The sequence below is a fragment of the Lederbergia wuyishanensis genome (assembly GCF_022900255.1).
Lineage (GTDB): Bacteria > Bacillota > Bacilli > Bacillales > Bacillaceae_C > Lederbergia > Lederbergia wuyishanensis.
In genome coordinates, this window is sequence record NZ_JALIRM010000001.1 from 236,873 (window position 1) to 254,736 (window position 17,864).

Consider the following 17,864-nt stretch of genomic DNA (forward strand, 5'->3'; position numbering starts at 1 on the left):
AGTATACTAGTATAATTAATATGGTAAGTGTTTTGAATGGAGGATTTTTTTGTGATTAATAAAGAAGCACATCGTGGTTCAACGAGGGATTATTCCTATAAAAAGCTAAAAATGAAAATTCTTAATCTTGAACTTGAACCTGGAACGAAGATATCAGAAAAAGAAATTGCCGACGAATTCAATGTGAGCAGAACGCCGGTCCGCGAAGCTTTTATGAAATTGGCACAAGAAGAATTATTGGATATTATCCCTCAAAGTGGTACGATCGTTTCTCGGATAAACCTTGATTATGTTGAAGAAGGAAGATTTATTCGAGAAAAAATTGAAAAGGAAATAGTGATGCTGGCATGTAAGGAATTCCCCGATGATTACCTATTTCGTCTTGAAACTAATCTTGCCCTACAAGAGCTTTGTATCGGAAAAAATAATTTTTATCAGCTTTATGAGCTGGATGAAGAGTTTCATCGAATACTGTTTTCCGGTGTTGGAAAAGCAAGAACATGGAAAATGCTACAGCTTTTAAATAGTCATTTTAATCGCTTAAGGCTATTAAGGTTGTCCAAAGATTCCAATTGGGAAAGTATCATTTCACAGCATAAAAAGATCTATAAACTAATTATCGAAAAAAATCCAGAAGAGGCAAGTCAAATGATGGAGCGTCATTTACAAATGGCCGTTTTTGAAAAAGAAATGCTGAAGGAGAAATACCCACATTATTTTATATAAATTATAAAAGGAGATAATCGATGATCGTTTCATTCAGATGGTTTGGTAGTAATGATGATAGTGTTTCCTTAAAACATATAAAGCAGATCCCAGGAATTGATGGAATTGTTGGGGTGTTATCAAATATTCCCGTTGGAGAGGTTTGGCCTTTTGAGCAAATAATAAAATTAAAAGAAGAAATTAATTCGAATGGTCTAAAGTTTGAAGTTGTAGAAAGTGTAAACGTTCATGAAGATATAAAGTTAGGATTACCTACTCGGGATCAGTATATTAAAAATTATAAAGAGACCATTCGAAACTTAAGCAAAGCTGGCGTAAAGGTAATTTGCTATAATTTCATGCCCGTTTTTGACTGGACTAGATCTGATTTAGAAAAAATGCTCCCCGATGGTTCCACTGTTTTAGCATATGAAAAAGAAAAAATAGAAAACATTCAGCCTGATGAGCTTATTCAAAGCATGGAGGAATTTTCTCGTACCTATTCATTACCAGGTTGGGAAAGAGAAAGGCTAATAGAAATAAAATCGTTATTCGAAAGCTATAAAGAAGTAACGGAAGAGGATTTGTTTAATCATTTACAATATTTTTTAGAGGAAATTATTCCGGTGGCTGAACAGTGCAATATAAAGATGGCGTTGCATCCTGATGATCCTCCGTGGTCAGTGTTTGGTTTGCCTAGAATAGTTATAAACAAGAATAATTTAGAACGAATTGTTAATATGGTAGATAGTCCTTCAAATGGTCTTACACTTTGTTCAGGCTCGTTAGGGGCAAATCCAGAAAATAATATTCCGAAAATCATGGAATATTTCTCCGAAAAAGGAAAGGTACCATTTGTACATATTCGTAATATTAAAATCTATGAGAATGGTGACTTTGTTGAAACTTCTCACAGGAGTGAAGACGGGTCTCTAGATCTTTATGATATTGTGGAAGCGCTTCATAGAACAAACTTTAATGGATATTTCAGACCTGATCATGGGAGAATGATTTGGGGTGAGAAAGCACGTCCTGGATATGGTTTGTACGATCGTGCTCTTGGAATTATGTATATATTGGGAATATGGGATAGTTTAGAAAAGCAAAGAAAGGGTGAAAAAAATGCTTCCAATCTATGAAGGCTTAAAAGGTAAAACGGCTGTAGTTACGGGAGGTGGTGGTGTACTTGGCAGTTATATGGCAAAAGAGCTTGCTAGACAGGGTATGAATGTAGCTATTTTAAATCGTACATTTGAAAAAGGGCAAAAGATAGTTGAAGAGATTACTAGTCAAGGCGGAAAAGGGATTGCTGTACAGTGTGATGTTGTAAACTTGGAAAGCGTTAAAAAGGCAGAAGAAGAAGTTTTTCAAATCTTTGGGAAATGTGACGTATTAATTAATGCAGCAGGAGGAAACCATCAAGAAGGCATCACGACAAATGAAATATTTTCTGTTAAAGATTTGGAGGATAATGAAGTTAAGACTTTTTTTGACTTGACTTTACAAGGTTTTGAATTTGTATTTAATTTAAACATAATAGGTACACTACTTCCTACGCAAGTTTTTTCAAAAAGAATGGTGGAAGGTAGAGGGAATATCATTAATATATCCTCTATGAGTGCCTATTCCCCAATGACAAAAGTGCCAGCTTATAGCGCTGCAAAAGCAGGCATTGAAAATATTACGAAATGGCTAGCCGTCCATATGGCAGAAGCAGGTATTCGTGTTAATGCAATTGCACCTGGATTTTTCCTTACTAGGCAGAATCAATCTTTATTAAAAAATCCAGATGGCACAAATACGAAGCGTACAGAAAAAATTTTAGCTCATACTCCAATGAAACGATTAGGAAATCCTGAAGATTTGCTTGGAACATTACTATGGCTTGTTGATGATACGGCGAGCGGTTTCGTTACGGGGATAAGTGTACCAGTGGATGGAGGATTTATGGCATATTCAGGGGTGTAAAACGATTAATAGGGAGGTTGTAATTGTATGAAGTATAGACCTTTAGGAAATACAGGAATCAATGTGAGTGAAGTAAGTTTTGGAACGTGGGCAATTGGTGGTTCTTGGGGGAAGACTAATGATGAAGAATCATTGAGAGCTTTGGAATATGCAATAGATAAGGGCGTTAACTTTTTTGATACAGCAGATGTGTATGGTGATGGACATAGTGAGGAACTTTTAGCAAAGGCAACAAAAGGTAAGGAAGATAAGGTATTTATTGCTACTAAATTTTGTAGAGCTGGAGATATACACTCTCCAGACAATTATACATATGAAGCAGTTCGGACTTATTGTGAAGATAGCTTAAAACGTTTAAATAGAGAAGCCATTGATTTGTATCAAGTTCATTGCCCGCCATTTGCCATTTTAAAAGACGGAAAAGTGTTTGAAGTGTTAGATCGCTTACAGGAAGAAGGAAAGATTCGTCATTATGGGGTAAGTGTAGAAACAGTAGAGGAAGGACTTTTTTGTTTAGACAATCCTAATCTTAAAGCGTTGCAAGTAATCTTTAACATTTTTAGGCAAAAGCCTTTAGAAGAACTCTTCCCAAAAGCAAAAGAAAAAGGAGTCGGCATTTTAGTGAGATTACCGTTAGCTAGCGGATTGTTGACCGGTAAATTTACTAAAGAGCATACTTTCGAAAATGATGATCATCGACATTTTAATGAAAATGGTGAATCTTTCAATGTAGGTGAAACGTTTGCAGGCCTGGGATTTCATAAAGGATTGGAGCTTTCAGATCAATTAAGATGGATTGCGGAAGACAGAACATCAATGGCAACAGCTTCTCTCAGATGGATTTTGGATCAGCAAGATATAAGTTGTGTCATTCCAGGTTTTAAAAACAAGAAACAAATTGAACAAAATTTAGGTTCACTTCAAGAGAAACCATTTTCAAATGAAGAACTTGAACGACTTAATACTTTTTATCGTGAAAAGGTCAAAGATTATATTAGAGGACCTTATTAAGTTATAGGCTTATCCCTATTGATATAGGGATAGCCTTATTTTTACGTCCTCCGAAAAAGACATATTAATATGTTTATATTGTAGGGAGTTAGATAAGAAGAAGTAGAATTCTATATTTGAATTGAATCCGAATCTGTTTCTCTATGAAAAACAAATCAAAGTGGATTTCATCGAGAAATTCGCCTCCATTCTCGACGAAAGTTATTCATAAATGGACTTGGTCGATAATCTACTTTTAATTCTCGATGAAAGTCATTCAAAAATGGATTTGATCGAGAAATCAGCTTTAATTCTCGATGAAAACATTTAATAATGGAGTTGGTCGAGAAAAACTTCATTATTCTCGACGAACACTCTCCAATAAAGATTAAATTAAAGGTCTTGTATTGATTTCTTCTAAAATCCGTCTGAAATATAGAAATATAAGGGATTTGATCAAAGTGATTTAGATTAACCTTACTTATTTCATTAGAAAAAAAGAGGAAAATGGTATAATAGGAATAAATTTTCATGATAGATGGGAGGACTTTTGATGGAACTAGGTCTGAAAGGAAAAAACGCATTAATCGTAGCATCGAGTCAAGGGTTAGGAAGGGCAATTGCAGAGCAGTTTGTAAAAGAAGGCACGAATGTTATGATTGCGAGTCGAAATGAAGAGCAATTAAAAACTGTACATACAGAATTAGAAAGTTTGAATGGTGGAAATGTAAGTTGGATCCGTTGTGATATTACAAATCCGGAAGAAATTAAGGAAATGGTTAACAAAACAGTTGAAGTTTTTGGTGGGATTGATATTTTAGTCAATAATGCAGGAGGACCTCCAGCTGGTGGCTTTGAAGATATGAGTGATGAGAATTGGCAAAAATCTTTTGAGCTTAATTTGCTTTCCTATATAAGAATTATTAGAGAAGCACTTCCTCATTTGAAACAAAATGGCGGGAGAATAATAAATATAGCTTCAAGTTCAATTCGTGAACCTATCCCGGGCTTAATCTTATCTAATACGTTTAGAGTTGGGATCGCGGGGTTGTCAAAAACTTTGGCAGATGAATTTGCTCCATATAATATTTTGGTGAACACAGTTGCACCAGGAAGAATCTATACTGATAGAATCAAACAACTAGATCAATCAAATGCTGAAAGAAAAGGTATTCCTGCTGAAGAAATAGCAGAAAAAGCACAAGAGAGCATTCCATTAGGAAGAGATGGTCAGCCTGAAGAGTTTGCCAAGGTAGTCGTGTTTCTGGCATCAGAAGGAAATACATATATGACGGGAAGCAGCTTTTTTGTTGATGGTGGAAAATTAAGATCACTATAGATACTAATGGAGGCGTAAATATTTTGAATACGAATAAAACAATTGGTTTTATCGGAATAGGTGTAATGGGAAAAAGTATGGCCAGTCATTTGTTGTCGGAAGGATTCAAATTATTAGTGTATAGCCGTACAAAAGAAAAGGCAGAAGTTCTATTGGCAAATGGTGCAGAGTGGAAAGAAACTCCTAAAGAAATTGCCCAAAATGCCGACATTATTATTACAATGGTAGGTTATCCTCATGATGTGGAAGAAATTTATTTCGGAGAACAGGGTCTATTTGCAGGAGTAAATAAAGGATCTGTCTTAATTGATATGACTACTTCAACCCCAACATTGGCTAAAAAAATCAATGATGAGGGAAAAAAGATTGGAGTATATACTTTGGATGCTCCTGTTTCTGGAGGAGACATTGGTGCTAAAAATGGAACTCTTTCTATTATTGTTGGGGGAGATTCTAACACCTTCGAAGAAATGAAGCCCATTTTTAAGATGCTAGGTGAAAATATCGTCTATCAAGGAGAAGCTGGTGCAGGTCAACATACAAAAATGTGTAATCAAATTGCCATTGCGTCGAATATGATTGGGGTTTCTGAAGCAATTGTTTATGCAAGAAAGTCTGGGCTGAATCCTGAAACCGTACTAAAGTCAATTAGTAGTGGAGCTGCGGGTAGCTGGTCATTGTCCAACTTAATCCCCCGCGTTCTTAAAGAAGATTATTCACCTGGATTTTTTATTAAACATTTTATTAAGGATATGGGTATTGCATTAGAGGAGGCGGAAAAAATGAATCTTCGCCTACCGGGACTTGAATTGGCCAAAAAAATGTATGATTCTCTTGCCGAACGAGGAGAAGAAAATAATGGAACACAAGCGTTAATTAAATATTGGGAATAATTATTGAAGGCATTGAAAGGTAGGATAGTATATGGAGGATCATTCCGGAATTCTGCTTGAAAGCGGAACGAATGAACTAGAAATCATTGAATTTGATATTAATAACAGTAAGTTTGGGATTAATGTTTTAAAAGTTAAGGAAATCATTAATCCTTTACCTGTTACACCTATTCCTCATGCACATCGGAATATCGTAGGGATTATTCAGCTGCGAGGGGAAGTAATGCCTGTCATTAGTTTAGAGAAAGCGTTAGGATTAACTCCAAATAAAGTTAAGAGTCCGTTGAATGAAAAATTTATTGTAGCGGAATTTAATTTACTGAAAGTTGTATTTCACGTCCACCATGTGTCAAAAATTCATCGGATTTCATGGGATAATATTGAAAAACCATCTGAACTATATGATGTTGACTCTTCACAAGTAATCGGAGTCATTAATAACCCTGATAACATGATATTGTTACTTGATTTTGAAAAAATTATTGTAGATATTAATCCTGAAGCAGGCATTCATAAAGGTCAAATTAAAAGACTTGGTGCTAGAGAACGTTCAAATAAAAAAATTGTTGCTGCCGAAGACTCACCATTATTAAGAAAACTTATTCATGAAACGTTGTCGTTGGCAGGTTACGAAAATGTTGAATTTTTTGAAAATGGTAGAGATGCACTTAGTTTTTTAGAATCTTTGGCGAATGATGGGAAAAATATTTATGATGAAGTTCAGCTTGTCATTACGGATATCGAGATGCCTCAAATGGATGGGCATCATTTTACTAAAAGAATTAAAGAGAATCATAGACTCTCAAAATTACCAGTCATTATTTTCTCATCTTTAATTACGGATGACCTTCGTCATAAAGGGGAACAAGTTGGGGCTGCGGATCAAGTAAGCAAACCAGAAATTAATGAGCTAGTATTAAAAATTGATCAGCATATTTTATAGCAAGCGTAAGCTTTCAGTGTTTGGTCCCAAGTAATAAAAACAGTAAATGTCTCTACTGTGAATATTAATAGCTGACCTTGAGTCAATGGTGCCATATATATAAACGAAAGCTTAAATATAAATGTTATGACTATTATAATATTTTATAATTACCTTGTATCAAAACCCGGATCTTTAATTAGTTCCGGGTTTTAATATTTCATCAAAAAAAACTATCACCTAGTTTTTTGAAAACAGGCTTCTGTGGTGAAGTCTGTTGATTTTTGCTATCTTCTTTTAAGCCGGTATATTGGATGAGAAGTTGTTTTGCCAAATTTAGTGACATGCGGGCTTTTGGGTTGCGGGAATGTTGATCAAGATGTCCAAGATGAGGCAAATGTTCAAAATCTTCTTTTGTTGGTGGAATATGAAAAGTATAGTCGCCACATTCAACTAATACATCAGATTGTTGCTGGCTAAATTTTGGATTTCTCGAAAAGTGAAGTCCAATTTTGGTTGCTTTTTTTTCTAGAATCATTTTATGCAAGGCGTTTTTTTTCAGGGAATATAAAAATTTGGGGTTAATTGCTGTTTTAGCATGACGATTTACTGTGAATATCGCTTGTGAAAGATTCTGTAATGTAGGTTCTAAAAGGTTGTTGGTTCGATTATCCATACATGGAACCCCTTTCCATCAAATTAAATGTCTGAATAATTAATATTATATCACTGAATTAAGTGTAAGGGAAGAAGCTTTCAATTATGAGAATATCGCTTTTACCTCTTGTACTTCTCTAATGTCAATGTTATATTTATCTATGCCCATTTTTACGCTCTACAAAGAATTGGAGATGATAAGATGAGGAAAAACAGTAGATATGAAATGATTTTCATACCAACAAACTCTGGAATGGTTAAAATATATATTTACGGATTCAAGCCCTACGGTTCTTGGGGGCATATCATTGCATCCATGAATGGTTTATCCGTCAATACTAAAGGGTATAACAGAAAAAGAACCATCGTTAAAGCGCTGGCCTTATTAAATGAATCAATTTTAAATATGAAAGAAGAATAAATAAAATTATTAACATTCCAAATAAAAACTGTCCGTTTGGACAGTTTTTTCTTTGCAGGAATTTTTAGAGGGAATCAGTGTTTTTAACTTTTAAGCAGGTATTCCGTCTGGATAAGCTGCCTAGCGCTAGATTAACTTTCTTTCGCTTTCTGTTAGCGTAAATTAAAAAAGGTTTGCCAAGGTGTCTTACTCTTGGCTATATGTGGTCATAAAGAAGTGTGTATGCTGTTTTCTGACCCACATTCTGCGAGTCTATGAAACAAAAATGTTCTACGGCAAAAGCTTCATGATTTTACTGACTGTACTGGTACAAACACAGCGACAGTGCGTTACGATTTTAGTTTTTTCTTGATCTTTCAGGGGCTTTCCGCTTTTGTTTATTTTTCGTCTAAAATGTTTTATTTTGCAAAGGCTATGGAGAGTAAAGAAATTATTCTTCTAAGCTTAGATATTTTAGTTTGATTTCTTCCTACATTCTCGTTTATAATTTTTTTGTCTTTCCAAAAGAAAGGGGCTTAAATAAAATGTCACAGTTATTAAGTATTATTCAAAGGCTTCAAGCAATGCAAAAAACAGAGGCACACGAGGATATACCTCAAAGGCTCTTCGAAGTTAACGGAAAAACGTTGTGCCAAGTTAAATATTTTCCAGGAACAAAAACATTTGAAGTTGAAGAGTATGATAAGGATTCAAACAAACAGAAATATCAGTTTGACGATATTGATATAACTGCAATTGAAATTTTTGAAATTGTACAGGAAGAAAAAAATCCCTCCTAACCCTATAGGAAATCATTTTGTATTTAGACATTAAATCGAGTAAGAATGTCATTTTCTTACCATGATTTATGTTAAAATAGAAATGAGAAGATAATAAAGAGATGAGGGAGTTTGCTTATGATTTCCTTACAAAGTCATGAATTTATGGATCCGAAAATTAGTGATTATATAATTCCATCTGAAAAAGTAGCTCATGTACAAATTGGAAATAGTCTAGAACATGCATTACTTGTTTTAACTAAAAGTGGTTATTCTGCAATTCCTGTCTTGGATGCCCGCTTTAAGCTGCACGGATTGATTAGTTCTGCCATGATAACGGAAGCGTTACTTGGTTTAGAGCGTATTGAATTTGAGAAATTGACAGATAAAAAAGTTGAAGATGTAATGGCTGTAAAAATTCCAAGAGTAGGGTTAAATGACAAATTTGAAAAAGCTTTAGCTCTTCTAATTGATAATCCTTTTTTATGTGTAGCAGATGACGACGGATATTTTGAAGGAATCTTCACGAGAAGAGCTCTTTTAAAAGAACTTAATCATTACATTAGAAAAATCAATCACGTATAACAAAGTTAATACTTAAAAAATCGGCTCCCACATAAAAGGGAGCCAAATTTTTTAATTTTACCCATTTAAAAAATGAGATTAAGGAGTTTCATTATGTCATTTTCAGATTACGAATTACTCGTCGTCCTTGCTAAAGAATCAAATATGAGAAAAGCAGCGGAAAAACTGTTTGTTTCTCAACCTGCTTTATCACAAAGGTTGCAAAATATTGAGAAACAATGGGGCGCCAAATTGTTTATTCGAACCCAAAAAGGTGTAATCCTCACACCATCAGGTGAAATGGTTGTTAATTTTGCTCAAAAAATGTTGGAGGATAAAGAACGTGTATATGAAGAAATACAAGAACTTAACACGAAAGTACATGGAACTCTAAAGATAGCCTGTGCATCTATTGTAGGACAAAACTGGCTTCCTAAGGTGCTAAAACAATTTGTAAGCGCTCATCCACACGCAAAAATTTCATTAATTACTGGATGGAGTAGCGAAATTTTAAAAAATCTATATGAAGGGGAAGTTCATGTAGGAATTATTAGAGGAGCGACAGATTGGAAAGGAGAAAAGTTTCATTTATTTGAAGATAGTCTTTATCTTGTTGATCGGGAAATAAGTAATATTGAGCAAGTTATGGAAACCGATCGACCATTTATTCAATTTAAAAGCGACTCGAATTATTATCAAGAAATTCAAAACTGGTGGCATAGACAATTCCAAACTGTCCCGAAACGTACTATCATTGTAGATCAAATAGAAACATGTAAACAAATGACATACAATGGTATAGGATATGCAATTTTACCAGCTATTACGTTGACGGGATCTGAAAAAGATGTTTATAAAATACCTCTTTTGGACGAAAAAAATAGACCAATAAAAAGAGATACATGGTTATTAGGATATGAATCTGCTTTTGAATTAAAACAAGTTAAGGCTTTTTTGGAGATTGTACAAAAATATTTGCAATAATAAATAAGAACTTTTCACAACCTTTTTCGTCTAAACATATATAGGGATTCTCAAGGGGGACAATTATGGTCTATATAAAGAAATTATCAATATCATTATTATTTATATTTCTAGTTTGGCAAATAGTATATACACCTTCCGTTTTTGCAGAAAAGGCATCTATCGAAATATCTATGCAAGAGGGCTATGAAGGAATGATAAAAGGTGGGCGAGGCTTTCCCATAAAAGTTATTTTGAAAAATAACGGCCCAGATTTTAACGGAGATATGTTAATTTCATTTTCTAGTGACTACAATGCAGGCGGGGCAAAAGCTATTAAAGTTGACCTTCCTCAAAAAAGTGAGAAAACATATGAAGTCATAATGCCTGGTATTTCTCTATATGATTCAAATTTAATTAAAGAAAATATTTCTTTATACGAAGGAAGCTGGAAGAAAGGGAAAAAGGTTTCTACTACAGGTAGAGCAAAATTAACCTATCGTTCAGTTGAAAACAACCAAGCAACAATAGGGCTTATTAGTGAGAATCCTGATCGATTAAAAGAATTACAAATTATTAAATTCAATGGAAAGCAACCGATTATGGTTCACTTAACAAAAGAAAATATTCCAAATGATGCAACCGGACTGCAATTTTTTGATTATTTAGTTATAGACGACTATTCAGTATCGGAATTGTCTGAAAAGCAACAAAAAGCTATTACGGGCTGGGTAAATGGAGGAGGTTCAATACTTGTAGGTGCATCCGCTAAAGCCCAGCATACGTGGGGGGATCTTGAGCAATTTTTACCAATGCAAGCATCTCATAAAGAAACAATAAATGATTTATTCTTTTTGCAATCAATGGATGAAAAGCCATCTTTTACTTCACTTGAAATTCGAACAGGGGATGTAGCAAAAGATTCCGAAATAAAACTGGCTACAGGTAATATGCCGATTATTGTTATGAGAAAAATAGGTGAAGGAGAAGTTTGGCAAACGGCCTTTTCATTAGGTGAGGAGCCTTTATCCTCGTGGAAAGGATATTCAGAATGGTTGCATTCCATTCTATCTATGATGAATTCTAAATATAATAGCAATTTTAAACAAGAAGGGATTTTTCAACCAATTTATTATACGCTTGGTTCAACGAATGAATTATTTTCCGCTTCAACTTTTTCTATTGGTACAGTCGTGTTAATTATGATAGGATACATGGTCATCATTATTCCGATATTATATATTGTTTTAAGGAAACTAGATAAGAGAGAACATGCATGGTGGATAATACCAACTGTATCAATTATTATGTCGACTGGTATTTTTGTTATTGGTGCAAAAGATCGTCTTAAAAGTCCTCAACTCGCTGAGATGGGTGTATTTAAGGCAAATCAGAGCGGAGAAATTAGAGGAATGTATACTGCAACAGTATTTTCGAATCGCAGTGGAGATTATCAATTAACTGTTCCAAAAGAGCAGTTTTATGGGATTCCTATTAGTAATGGTGACGTATTCGTTGGGGATAAGAGGTTAGAAAAAGCAATAATATCAGAAACGAGAAGTGATTTTAAGTACGATTTTGCTGACGTAGAGTATTGGTCAGCTAGATCAATTGTGGGCTATGCTACAAAGCAAGTAAGCGGACAATTTGATATTGATCTTGAAGTTAATAATAACAGCCTGAAAGGAAAAATTGTCAATCATTATCCATATAATTTTGAAGAATTATATCTTTGGTCGGGGAATTTTGCCTATAAGCTTGGTGCGGCAAAAGAAGGTGAAACTATTGATGTAGACCTGAAATTGAAAGAAGCAATTTTAACAGCACCTACTGATGATGGAAACTATGGTTACCAAAATAATGGAGAACTTGAAGAGATGAAAAAAGAAGAACTAAAGATGGCGATTATTTCTAATGCCACTTCTTTCACCTCTACTGATAATTTGCCGATTGTTTTTGGATATACAAACAACAAAATTATTGAAGTTGGACTATCGAATAAAAAGGAAAAAAATAGTCGCTCCTCTGTTATCTACCAACCATTTTCTGCAAGTGGAAAGATTACAGGACCATTTGCCTTGCAGAGTAGTCAACTATCGATTGATATAACTCCAATCGAAGGAAATATATATGATAAAGTCGAAATGTATGAAATTGCATTGGAAGATGGGACTTATCAGATATTGTTAACATTACCTGAACAGATTGACTCGAGTAAGGCAGTGTTTGATTCTATACAATACAGTACGAATGGATACGGTTCTTACAAGCTTTACTTTTTAAATGTGAAAACGGGTGATTATGTTCCAATGGAAGAAGGGCAATCAGGAGTAGAAAAGGATCATTTAGGGGAGTTTGTTTCTGATAACGGGCAAATTACAATAAAGTTAGAAAAATTCAATTCAATTAACGAACCATATATTAGTATCCCGGAGTTTGTCGTAAAAGGAGCGGTAAAATAATGATAGAGATAAATGGATTAACAAAAAAATACGGCTCCTTTACAGCACTGGATTCATTAACAATTAATATAGGGAAAGGAATTGTTTTTGGAGTAGTAGGTCATAACGGTGCGGGAAAATCTACTGCATTTTCAATATTAGCTACATTACTTTCACCAACATCGGGTACGGCAGTAATTAATGGGGCTAGTGTAACTCAAGAACCTGAAAAAGTTCGGAAGCAAATAGGATATATGCCAGATTTCTTTGGGGTGTATGATCATTTACGAGTTAATGAATATTTGGATTTTTATGGTGCGAGTTATTCGATATCTGCAAGAGATCGAGCAGAGCTTATCCCACAATTATTAGATTTAGTTAATTTAACAGAAAAGGAGAATTCCTACGTGGATGTTCTCTCCCGTGGAATGAAACAGAGACTTTGTCTTGCTAGATCTCTAATCCACGATCCTGAAGTGTTGATTCTAGATGAACCTGCTTCAGGTCTTGATCCTCGTGCTCGTGTTGAAATGCGGGAAATATTGAAAGAACTAAAAAATATGGGGAAAACGATACTTATCTCATCTCATATTTTACCTGAGCTCTCTGAAATGTGTGATCAAATTGGTGTAATTAATAAAGGAAAATTAGTTGCTCATGGAACTGTTGCTGATATACAACATCAGCTCCAAGCCGATAAGGTGATTATTGTTACATTTTATAGAGATGTGGAAAGGGCTATTTCCTTTTTTGAAGATGCCCCTTCTGTTTCTAGAGTTACTAGATTGGAAAATAATACAATTCAATTCCAATATGCCGGCGCTGAAGAATCACAAATAAAATTACTAAAAAAAGCAATTTTAGCCGATTTGCCTATTTTAAGTTTCAAACAGCTAGAATCCAATCTTGAAGATGTCTTTATGGAAATAACGAAAGGAGTAGACTTAAATTGAAGAGTTTGTTTATCAACCCTGTATTAAATAAAGAATTTAAACTCAGATTTCGCTCTTTTCGCACTTTCTTAGGCCTTTTATCATATTTAATTGCGATTGGCATTGTAGTGATCGGCTATATGCTCCTTGAAACATCTTTTGGTGGAGGTACACAATATATACGCCCAGCACAAAGCAGAACAATGTTCATGGTACTTGCTTATTTACAATTAGGGCTAATTTTATTCATTACACCTGGATTAACTTCCGGAGTCATTAGTGGTGAGCGGGAGCGTCAAACGTTGAACATATTATTAACAACTGCTCAAAGCTCCACCAGTATAATAATAAGTAAATTAATCTCTTCCATATCATATTTACTGTTGCTTCTAGCTGCCAGTCTTCCGTTCTATTCCTTAGTCTTTCTGTTTGGAGGGGTTTCGCCGGCTACGATTGCAAAAGTGATGGGCTTTTACTTGTTTACAATTTTTGTTTTTGGAAGTTTCGGGTTATTTTTTTCCACATTGATTAGACGAACAATTGTATCCATGATTTCAACATACGGTGTAACCCTGTTTCTCTCAGGTGGTGCAGCATTTTTATTTGCAATTTCAATTAGCTATTTTAACTATGCCAATATTCAACCTCCTTTAGTGCTTCCATATATATTGGCAGCATTTAATCCACCAATTGTATTTAGCGGATTGTTTGAAGAAGGGATTAATCAAGCATTTATTGATACGACAGGGATATCCTTTCCTTTAATTTGGAGTTATTTTATCATCTATTCGATCTTAGCGGTTCTAGCACTATGGGTGAGCGTTAAAAAGCTACGGCCTAACATGAATCCGAAAAAAGGATGATTTCTATGAATGTAAGCAAAACTATTCATTCGCTGCTTAAAATAGTGAGAACGCAATTGATGGCTGAGCATGCTGTTAAGGAAATACAGAATTTTCTTTTGGTGTGCAGTGGTTTTATTTTCTGTTTGCAAATATTGGCTCGTTTTATCGTGATAATCGATACGAATGTTTATGCTATAGCATTCGTATTGATTTCAGCGATTGTTTTCTTCTCAAGATATTGGGTTTCGAGGCCAGATTTAAAAACTGCAGCGTTTTTATATGATCAATATTGTGAAGAAAATAGAGCCTCAACTGCTCTTTCGTTTATCGAAAAAGAAGAAACAGTATATATATTGCAAAGAAAAGAAGCTTTGATTCATATGAAAAAGGTTGAACCTAATGTGTTAAAAAGAAAGAAAAAATATGTATCACCTTTTTCCTTAGGATTAACGCTTTTCTTTATTGCGCTGACTTCTGTTATGTTTCTTTTACCTAATGAAAAAATGATAGAAGCCAAACAGTTGAAAAAAGAAAAGGCCATTGTTCAGGAAACGAAGAAAGAACTCGAAAATCTAATTAAGACAAAAAAGAATCCAGTTACTAAAAAGGCCATTGAAACAGCGATAAATGAGTTAGAAGATATAAAAAAAGCAAATGAAGCATTAAAAAAGCTTACAAAGCAAAGCAATGAACTAATGCTGAAGAAAACACAATCAGATGAAAATCAGACTGCATTAAATAAAGTTGTTAATATGTTGGAATCCGGAAACTTCAATGAATTAGCAAAAGCAATCCAAGATCAAAATAAGGAAATGCTTGAAAGAGAAATAGAAAAATTACAAGAGCAACTTGGGCAATTAAATAACGATCAAAAGGAATTGCTTTCCCAACTGATTCAAAATGGGGCTGACCATATTACTCCACAAGATTTAAATTCTTTAAAAAATCAGCTTAGCAGTATGATAGATAAGTCATCTCAATCTTCACAGTTGGCCAATTCCCAAAAAGTCATACAACAAGCAAGTCAATCACTAATAGAAAAAATGCTTGCTAATAATATCCAGCCTTCCAAGACGATAGCCATGGGCCCAAATAGTCAAAATGGAAAAAATCAAAATGGAAACAGAAATAATGATGTCCCGCAAAATGGACAACAAAACAGTTCTACTAACGGAAATGAAAGCGGAGGACAAGGTCAGGGTCAAGGACAAGGTCAAGGACAAGGACAAGGACAAGGTCAAGGTGGTTCCGGAGGGAATGGAAAAGGCGGTAATTCTGGATCCGATAGTAATGGTATTGGCAATAGTGGTGCGGGGCTGGGAATGGGGTCACGAACATTAACAATTCCTGAAACGGTAGATGGGAAACTAAATATTGAAAAAGATTCTGGGGAAATTGGTGAAGGAAAGCCTGCTGAACAAGGGGAGGGTAACGGTCCCGTATTAAAAGGGGCAATCCGACCTTATGAAGAGGTATACAATCAATATGAGAAAACCTCCCGTGAAAGTACCAATCGATTACAGTTGCCATCCGAATTAGAGTCTATTGTAAAAAGCTATTTTTCTAAGATAAAACCAGATCGGGAGTGAAAGGGATGTCTACCATCAGTGAACAAGATTTCATTCAAGCTACAGAAAAACTTAAAAAGATAAAAAGTGAAATCCAAGCATTTATCGTCGGCCAAGATGAAGTTATCGATCAAATGCTTTGGACCATTTTTTCTGAAGGCCACGCTTTACTTGAAGGGTTGCCTGGACTCGGAAAGACCATGCTCGTCAAAACAATATCAGAAGTTCTTGATCTTTCATTTTCAAGAATTCAATTCACTCCGGATTTAATGCCATCAGATATTACGGGTACAATGATGATTCAGCCTGATGAATCAGGAAAGCAGAAATTTGAATTATTTGAGGGGCCTATTTTTTCAAATATTGTGCTTGCAGATGAAATCAATCGGGCTACTCCGAAAACTCAAAGTGCATTACTGGAAGCAATGGGAGAAAAAACAGTGACCATTATGGGAGATACAAAGAACATGGAGAAACCGTTTTTTGTGCTCGCTACTCAAAACCCAATTGAAATGGAAGGTACGTATCCATTGCCAGAAGCACAACTTGATCGATTCACTTGTAAAATAAACGTCTATTATCCTGATAGACAATCACTAAAAGAAATTATTCACCGTACCACAGGAACTGTAAAACCACAGCTAAAAAAAATTATGACAAGCGAAGAGGTAGTACATATTCAAAAGCTTATTAAGCATATGATAATTTCTGATGACATTCTTGATCTTGCTGTTAATATAATTGCCGGAACTCATCCGGATGATGAAGGTGCATGCTCTTTAGTCAAATCATATGTTCAATACGGATCAGGTCCTAGGGGACTACAAAGTATGATCAATCTCGCAAAAACACGAGCTCTATTTTCCGGAAGATTTCACGTTTCAATCGGAGATATTAAGCAAGTAGCAAAACCAGTCCTACGGCATCGGATTTTACTCAATTTTGAAGGGGAAGCTGCTGGTATTTCTCCTGATAGATTGATTGATGAGACAATTGATTGGGTTCAAAATGAAGGTGCGTTATCATGATGTTTTCGCATGAATTTCTTGCGCGGCTAAGAAAGTTACGATTAGTTGTTGAATCAAAACGGACTGGAGCCCATAAAGGAATCCGCCGGTCCCATAAATTTGGAACCTCTTTGGAATTCTCTGATTTTCGAACGTACCAACCAGGTGATGATGTGAGACTAGTTGATTGGAATGTTTATGGACGGACAAGACGCCATTATATAAAAAGGTACTTAGACGAACAGGAAATTAATGTAGCCATTTTTCTAGACTGCACATCTTCTATGAGGGCATTAGAAACTAAATGGCTACTTGCGAAAAAGATTGCAGCAGCTTTAAGTTATATAACACTTGTTAATGAGGATAGATTATCATTTTCCCCAATCTCTGCTTTGGATACAAGAAGTATAGAAAGAAAAGGAAGCATTTATGCAAAACAAGTTCTTTCTGATATTCTTCAACTACAGCTTAGTGCAAGGACTTCCACTTTTACTAAGGAAATAGGAACGAATCTTCAAAAAGGAAAACAATTATCTATCATTATCACAGATGGAATGGAGCCAATTGCAGAATATGAAAAACTTCTTTTTAAAATTGCCTCTGTAAAATCAAAAATATTATTTATTCATATTTTAAGTAAAGAGGAGATAGAACCGGGGTATACCGGCGATGCAAAGTTGATAGACAGTGAATTGGAATCGGAAGTAAATGTCAGCATTAGTCCAAAACTTGTTTCGAACTATCAATTACGTCTTAAGCAGCACAATGAACGATTAGAACATACTTGCCGGAAGCATCATATTCAATATCTTTTTTTTAATGATGAAAAAACGGCCGAAGAATTACTTTTATCCGACTTTATTACTTGGGGAATTGTACAATGAGGTGACG

At 34.8% G+C, this 17,864-nt stretch carries 18 protein-coding genes; 17 read left to right on the plus strand and 1 reads right to left on the minus strand.

The annotated features are described in order from the left end of the window. The first annotated feature begins 36 nt into the window (after positions 1–36). The 7 genes from MT489_RS01275 (at position 37) to MT489_RS01305 (ending at position 6,838) form a co-directional block, all read left to right on the plus strand. Positions 37–726 carry a GntR family transcriptional regulator gene (locus MT489_RS01275; RefSeq protein WP_370876350.1) on the plus strand — a complete coding sequence of 230 codons (690 nt, stop codon included), beginning with the start codon at positions 37–39 and terminating at the stop codon, positions 724–726. A 20-nt stretch (positions 727–746) separates the two neighbouring features. Then, on the plus strand, positions 747–1,844 hold the full coding sequence (gene uxuA, locus MT489_RS01280; protein ID WP_244679696.1) for a mannonate dehydratase: 1,098 nt from the start codon (positions 747–749) through the stop codon (positions 1,842–1,844). Beyond that, positions 1,828–2,673 (plus strand): SDR family oxidoreductase, encoded by an 846-nt coding sequence (locus tag MT489_RS01285; RefSeq protein ID WP_244679697.1) that lies wholly within the window; start codon positions 1,828–1,830, stop codon positions 2,671–2,673. Before uxuA ends, MT489_RS01285 begins: the two co-directional genes overlap by 17 nt. Positions 2,674–2,700: 27 nt before the next feature. Further along, positions 2,701–3,684 carry an aldo/keto reductase gene (locus tag MT489_RS01290; protein ID WP_244679698.1) on the plus strand — a complete coding sequence of 328 codons (984 nt, stop codon included), beginning with the start codon at positions 2,701–2,703 and terminating at the stop codon, positions 3,682–3,684. A 532-nt stretch (positions 3,685–4,216) separates the two neighbouring features. Further along, on the plus strand, positions 4,217–5,002 hold the full coding sequence (locus MT489_RS01295) for an SDR family oxidoreductase (protein ID WP_244679699.1): 786 nt from the start codon (positions 4,217–4,219) through the stop codon (positions 5,000–5,002). Positions 5,003–5,025: 23 nt separating this feature from the next. After that, complete coding sequence (locus MT489_RS01300; protein WP_280518461.1) at positions 5,026–5,895, plus strand: NAD(P)-dependent oxidoreductase; 870 nt, start codon at positions 5,026–5,028, stop codon at positions 5,893–5,895. Positions 5,896–5,926: 31 nt separating this feature from the next. After that, positions 5,927–6,838, plus strand: coding sequence for a chemotaxis protein (locus MT489_RS01305; RefSeq protein WP_244679700.1), 912 nt, complete (start codon positions 5,927–5,929; stop codon positions 6,836–6,838). Positions 6,839–7,040: 202 nt separating this feature from the next. Here the strand turns inward: MT489_RS01305 and MT489_RS01310 are convergent, their stop codons facing one another. Beyond that, positions 7,041–7,493 (minus strand): YkyB family protein, encoded by a 453-nt coding sequence (locus tag MT489_RS01310; protein WP_244679701.1) that lies wholly within the window; start codon positions 7,491–7,493, stop codon positions 7,041–7,043. Positions 7,494–7,676: 183 nt separating this feature from the next. Between MT489_RS01310 and MT489_RS01315 the strand changes: the two genes are divergently transcribed. The 10 genes from MT489_RS01315 to MT489_RS01360 all read left to right on the plus strand — a co-directional run bounded on the left by MT489_RS01315 (position 7,677) and on the right by MT489_RS01360 (position 17,857). Further along, positions 7,677–7,895, plus strand: a complete 219-nt coding sequence (locus MT489_RS01315) for a hypothetical protein (protein WP_244679702.1) — start codon at positions 7,677–7,679, stop codon at positions 7,893–7,895. A gap of 524 nt (positions 7,896–8,419) precedes the next feature. Then, positions 8,420–8,674 (plus strand): YkuJ family protein, encoded by a 255-nt coding sequence (locus tag MT489_RS01320; protein WP_244679703.1) that lies wholly within the window; start codon positions 8,420–8,422, stop codon positions 8,672–8,674. 117 nt (positions 8,675–8,791) lie between these two features. Next, a complete protein-coding gene (gene cbpB, locus MT489_RS01325; protein ID WP_244679704.1) occupies positions 8,792–9,238 on the plus strand; it encodes a cyclic-di-AMP-binding protein CbpB in 447 nt (148 codons plus the stop codon). A gap of 93 nt (positions 9,239–9,331) precedes the next feature. Further along, positions 9,332–10,201, plus strand: a complete 870-nt coding sequence (locus tag MT489_RS01330) for a transcriptional regulator CcpC (RefSeq protein ID WP_244679705.1) — start codon at positions 9,332–9,334, stop codon at positions 10,199–10,201. A 65-nt stretch (positions 10,202–10,266) separates the two neighbouring features. After that, positions 10,267–12,642, plus strand: a complete 2,376-nt coding sequence (locus MT489_RS01335) for a hypothetical protein (RefSeq protein ID WP_244679706.1) — start codon at positions 10,267–10,269, stop codon at positions 12,640–12,642. Then, on the plus strand, positions 12,642–13,574 hold the full coding sequence (locus MT489_RS01340) for an ABC transporter ATP-binding protein (RefSeq protein WP_244679707.1): 933 nt from the start codon (positions 12,642–12,644) through the stop codon (positions 13,572–13,574). The genes MT489_RS01335 and MT489_RS01340 overlap by 1 nt, the downstream gene beginning before the upstream one ends. Further along, complete coding sequence (locus tag MT489_RS01345; RefSeq protein WP_244679708.1) at positions 13,571–14,416, plus strand: ABC transporter permease; 846 nt, start codon at positions 13,571–13,573, stop codon at positions 14,414–14,416. Before MT489_RS01340 ends, MT489_RS01345 begins: the two co-directional genes overlap by 4 nt. Positions 14,417–14,421: 5 nt before the next feature. After that, positions 14,422–15,987, plus strand: a complete 1,566-nt coding sequence (locus tag MT489_RS01350) for a hypothetical protein (RefSeq protein WP_244679709.1) — start codon at positions 14,422–14,424, stop codon at positions 15,985–15,987. A gap of 5 nt (positions 15,988–15,992) precedes the next feature. Continuing rightward, entirely contained in the window at positions 15,993–16,994 is a 1,002-nt protein-coding gene (locus tag MT489_RS01355; protein ID WP_244679710.1) for an AAA family ATPase, read from the plus strand. Beyond that, positions 16,991–17,857, plus strand: a complete 867-nt coding sequence (locus MT489_RS01360; protein ID WP_244679711.1) for a DUF58 domain-containing protein — start codon at positions 16,991–16,993, stop codon at positions 17,855–17,857. The genes MT489_RS01355 and MT489_RS01360 overlap by 4 nt, the downstream gene beginning before the upstream one ends. The last annotated feature ends 7 nt before the right edge of the window (positions 17,858–17,864 follow it).

Excerpts from the sequence above, each read along its gene's own strand:
- MT489_RS01290 (WP_244679698.1), top strand. The coding sequence starts at position 2,701 with ATGAAGTATAGACCTTTAGGAAATACAGGAATCAATGTGAGTGAAGTA.
- MT489_RS01330 (WP_244679705.1), top strand. The coding sequence starts at position 9,332 with ATGTCATTTTCAGATTACGAATTACTCGTCGTCCTTGCTAAAGAATCA.
- MT489_RS01275 (WP_370876350.1), top strand. The coding sequence starts at position 37 with ATGGAGGATTTTTTTGTGATTAATAAAGAAGCACATCGTGGTTCAACG.
- MT489_RS01315 (WP_244679702.1), top strand. The coding sequence starts at position 7,677 with ATGAGGAAAAACAGTAGATATGAAATGATTTTCATACCAACAAACTCT.
- MT489_RS01355 (WP_244679710.1), top strand. The coding sequence starts at position 15,993 with ATGTCTACCATCAGTGAACAAGATTTCATTCAAGCTACAGAAAAACTT.
- MT489_RS01350 (WP_244679709.1), top strand. The coding sequence starts at position 14,422 with ATGAATGTAAGCAAAACTATTCATTCGCTGCTTAAAATAGTGAGAACG.
- MT489_RS01305 (WP_244679700.1), top strand. The coding sequence starts at position 5,927 with ATGGAGGATCATTCCGGAATTCTGCTTGAAAGCGGAACGAATGAACTA.
- MT489_RS01285 (WP_244679697.1), top strand. The coding sequence starts at position 1,828 with ATGCTTCCAATCTATGAAGGCTTAAAAGGTAAAACGGCTGTAGTTACG.
- uxuA (WP_244679696.1), top strand. The coding sequence starts at position 747 with ATGATCGTTTCATTCAGATGGTTTGGTAGTAATGATGATAGTGTTTCC.
- MT489_RS01295 (WP_244679699.1), top strand. The coding sequence starts at position 4,217 with ATGGAACTAGGTCTGAAAGGAAAAAACGCATTAATCGTAGCATCGAGT.
- MT489_RS01320 (WP_244679703.1), top strand. The coding sequence starts at position 8,420 with ATGTCACAGTTATTAAGTATTATTCAAAGGCTTCAAGCAATGCAAAAA.
- MT489_RS01340 (WP_244679707.1), top strand. The coding sequence starts at position 12,642 with ATGATAGAGATAAATGGATTAACAAAAAAATACGGCTCCTTTACAGCA.
- cbpB (WP_244679704.1), top strand. The coding sequence starts at position 8,792 with ATGATTTCCTTACAAAGTCATGAATTTATGGATCCGAAAATTAGTGAT.
- MT489_RS01310 (WP_244679701.1), bottom strand. The coding sequence starts at position 7,493 with ATGGATAATCGAACCAACAACCTTTTAGAACCTACATTACAGAATCTT.
- MT489_RS01360 (WP_244679711.1), top strand. The coding sequence starts at position 16,991 with ATGATGTTTTCGCATGAATTTCTTGCGCGGCTAAGAAAGTTACGATTA.
- MT489_RS01335 (WP_244679706.1), top strand. The coding sequence starts at position 10,267 with ATGGTCTATATAAAGAAATTATCAATATCATTATTATTTATATTTCTA.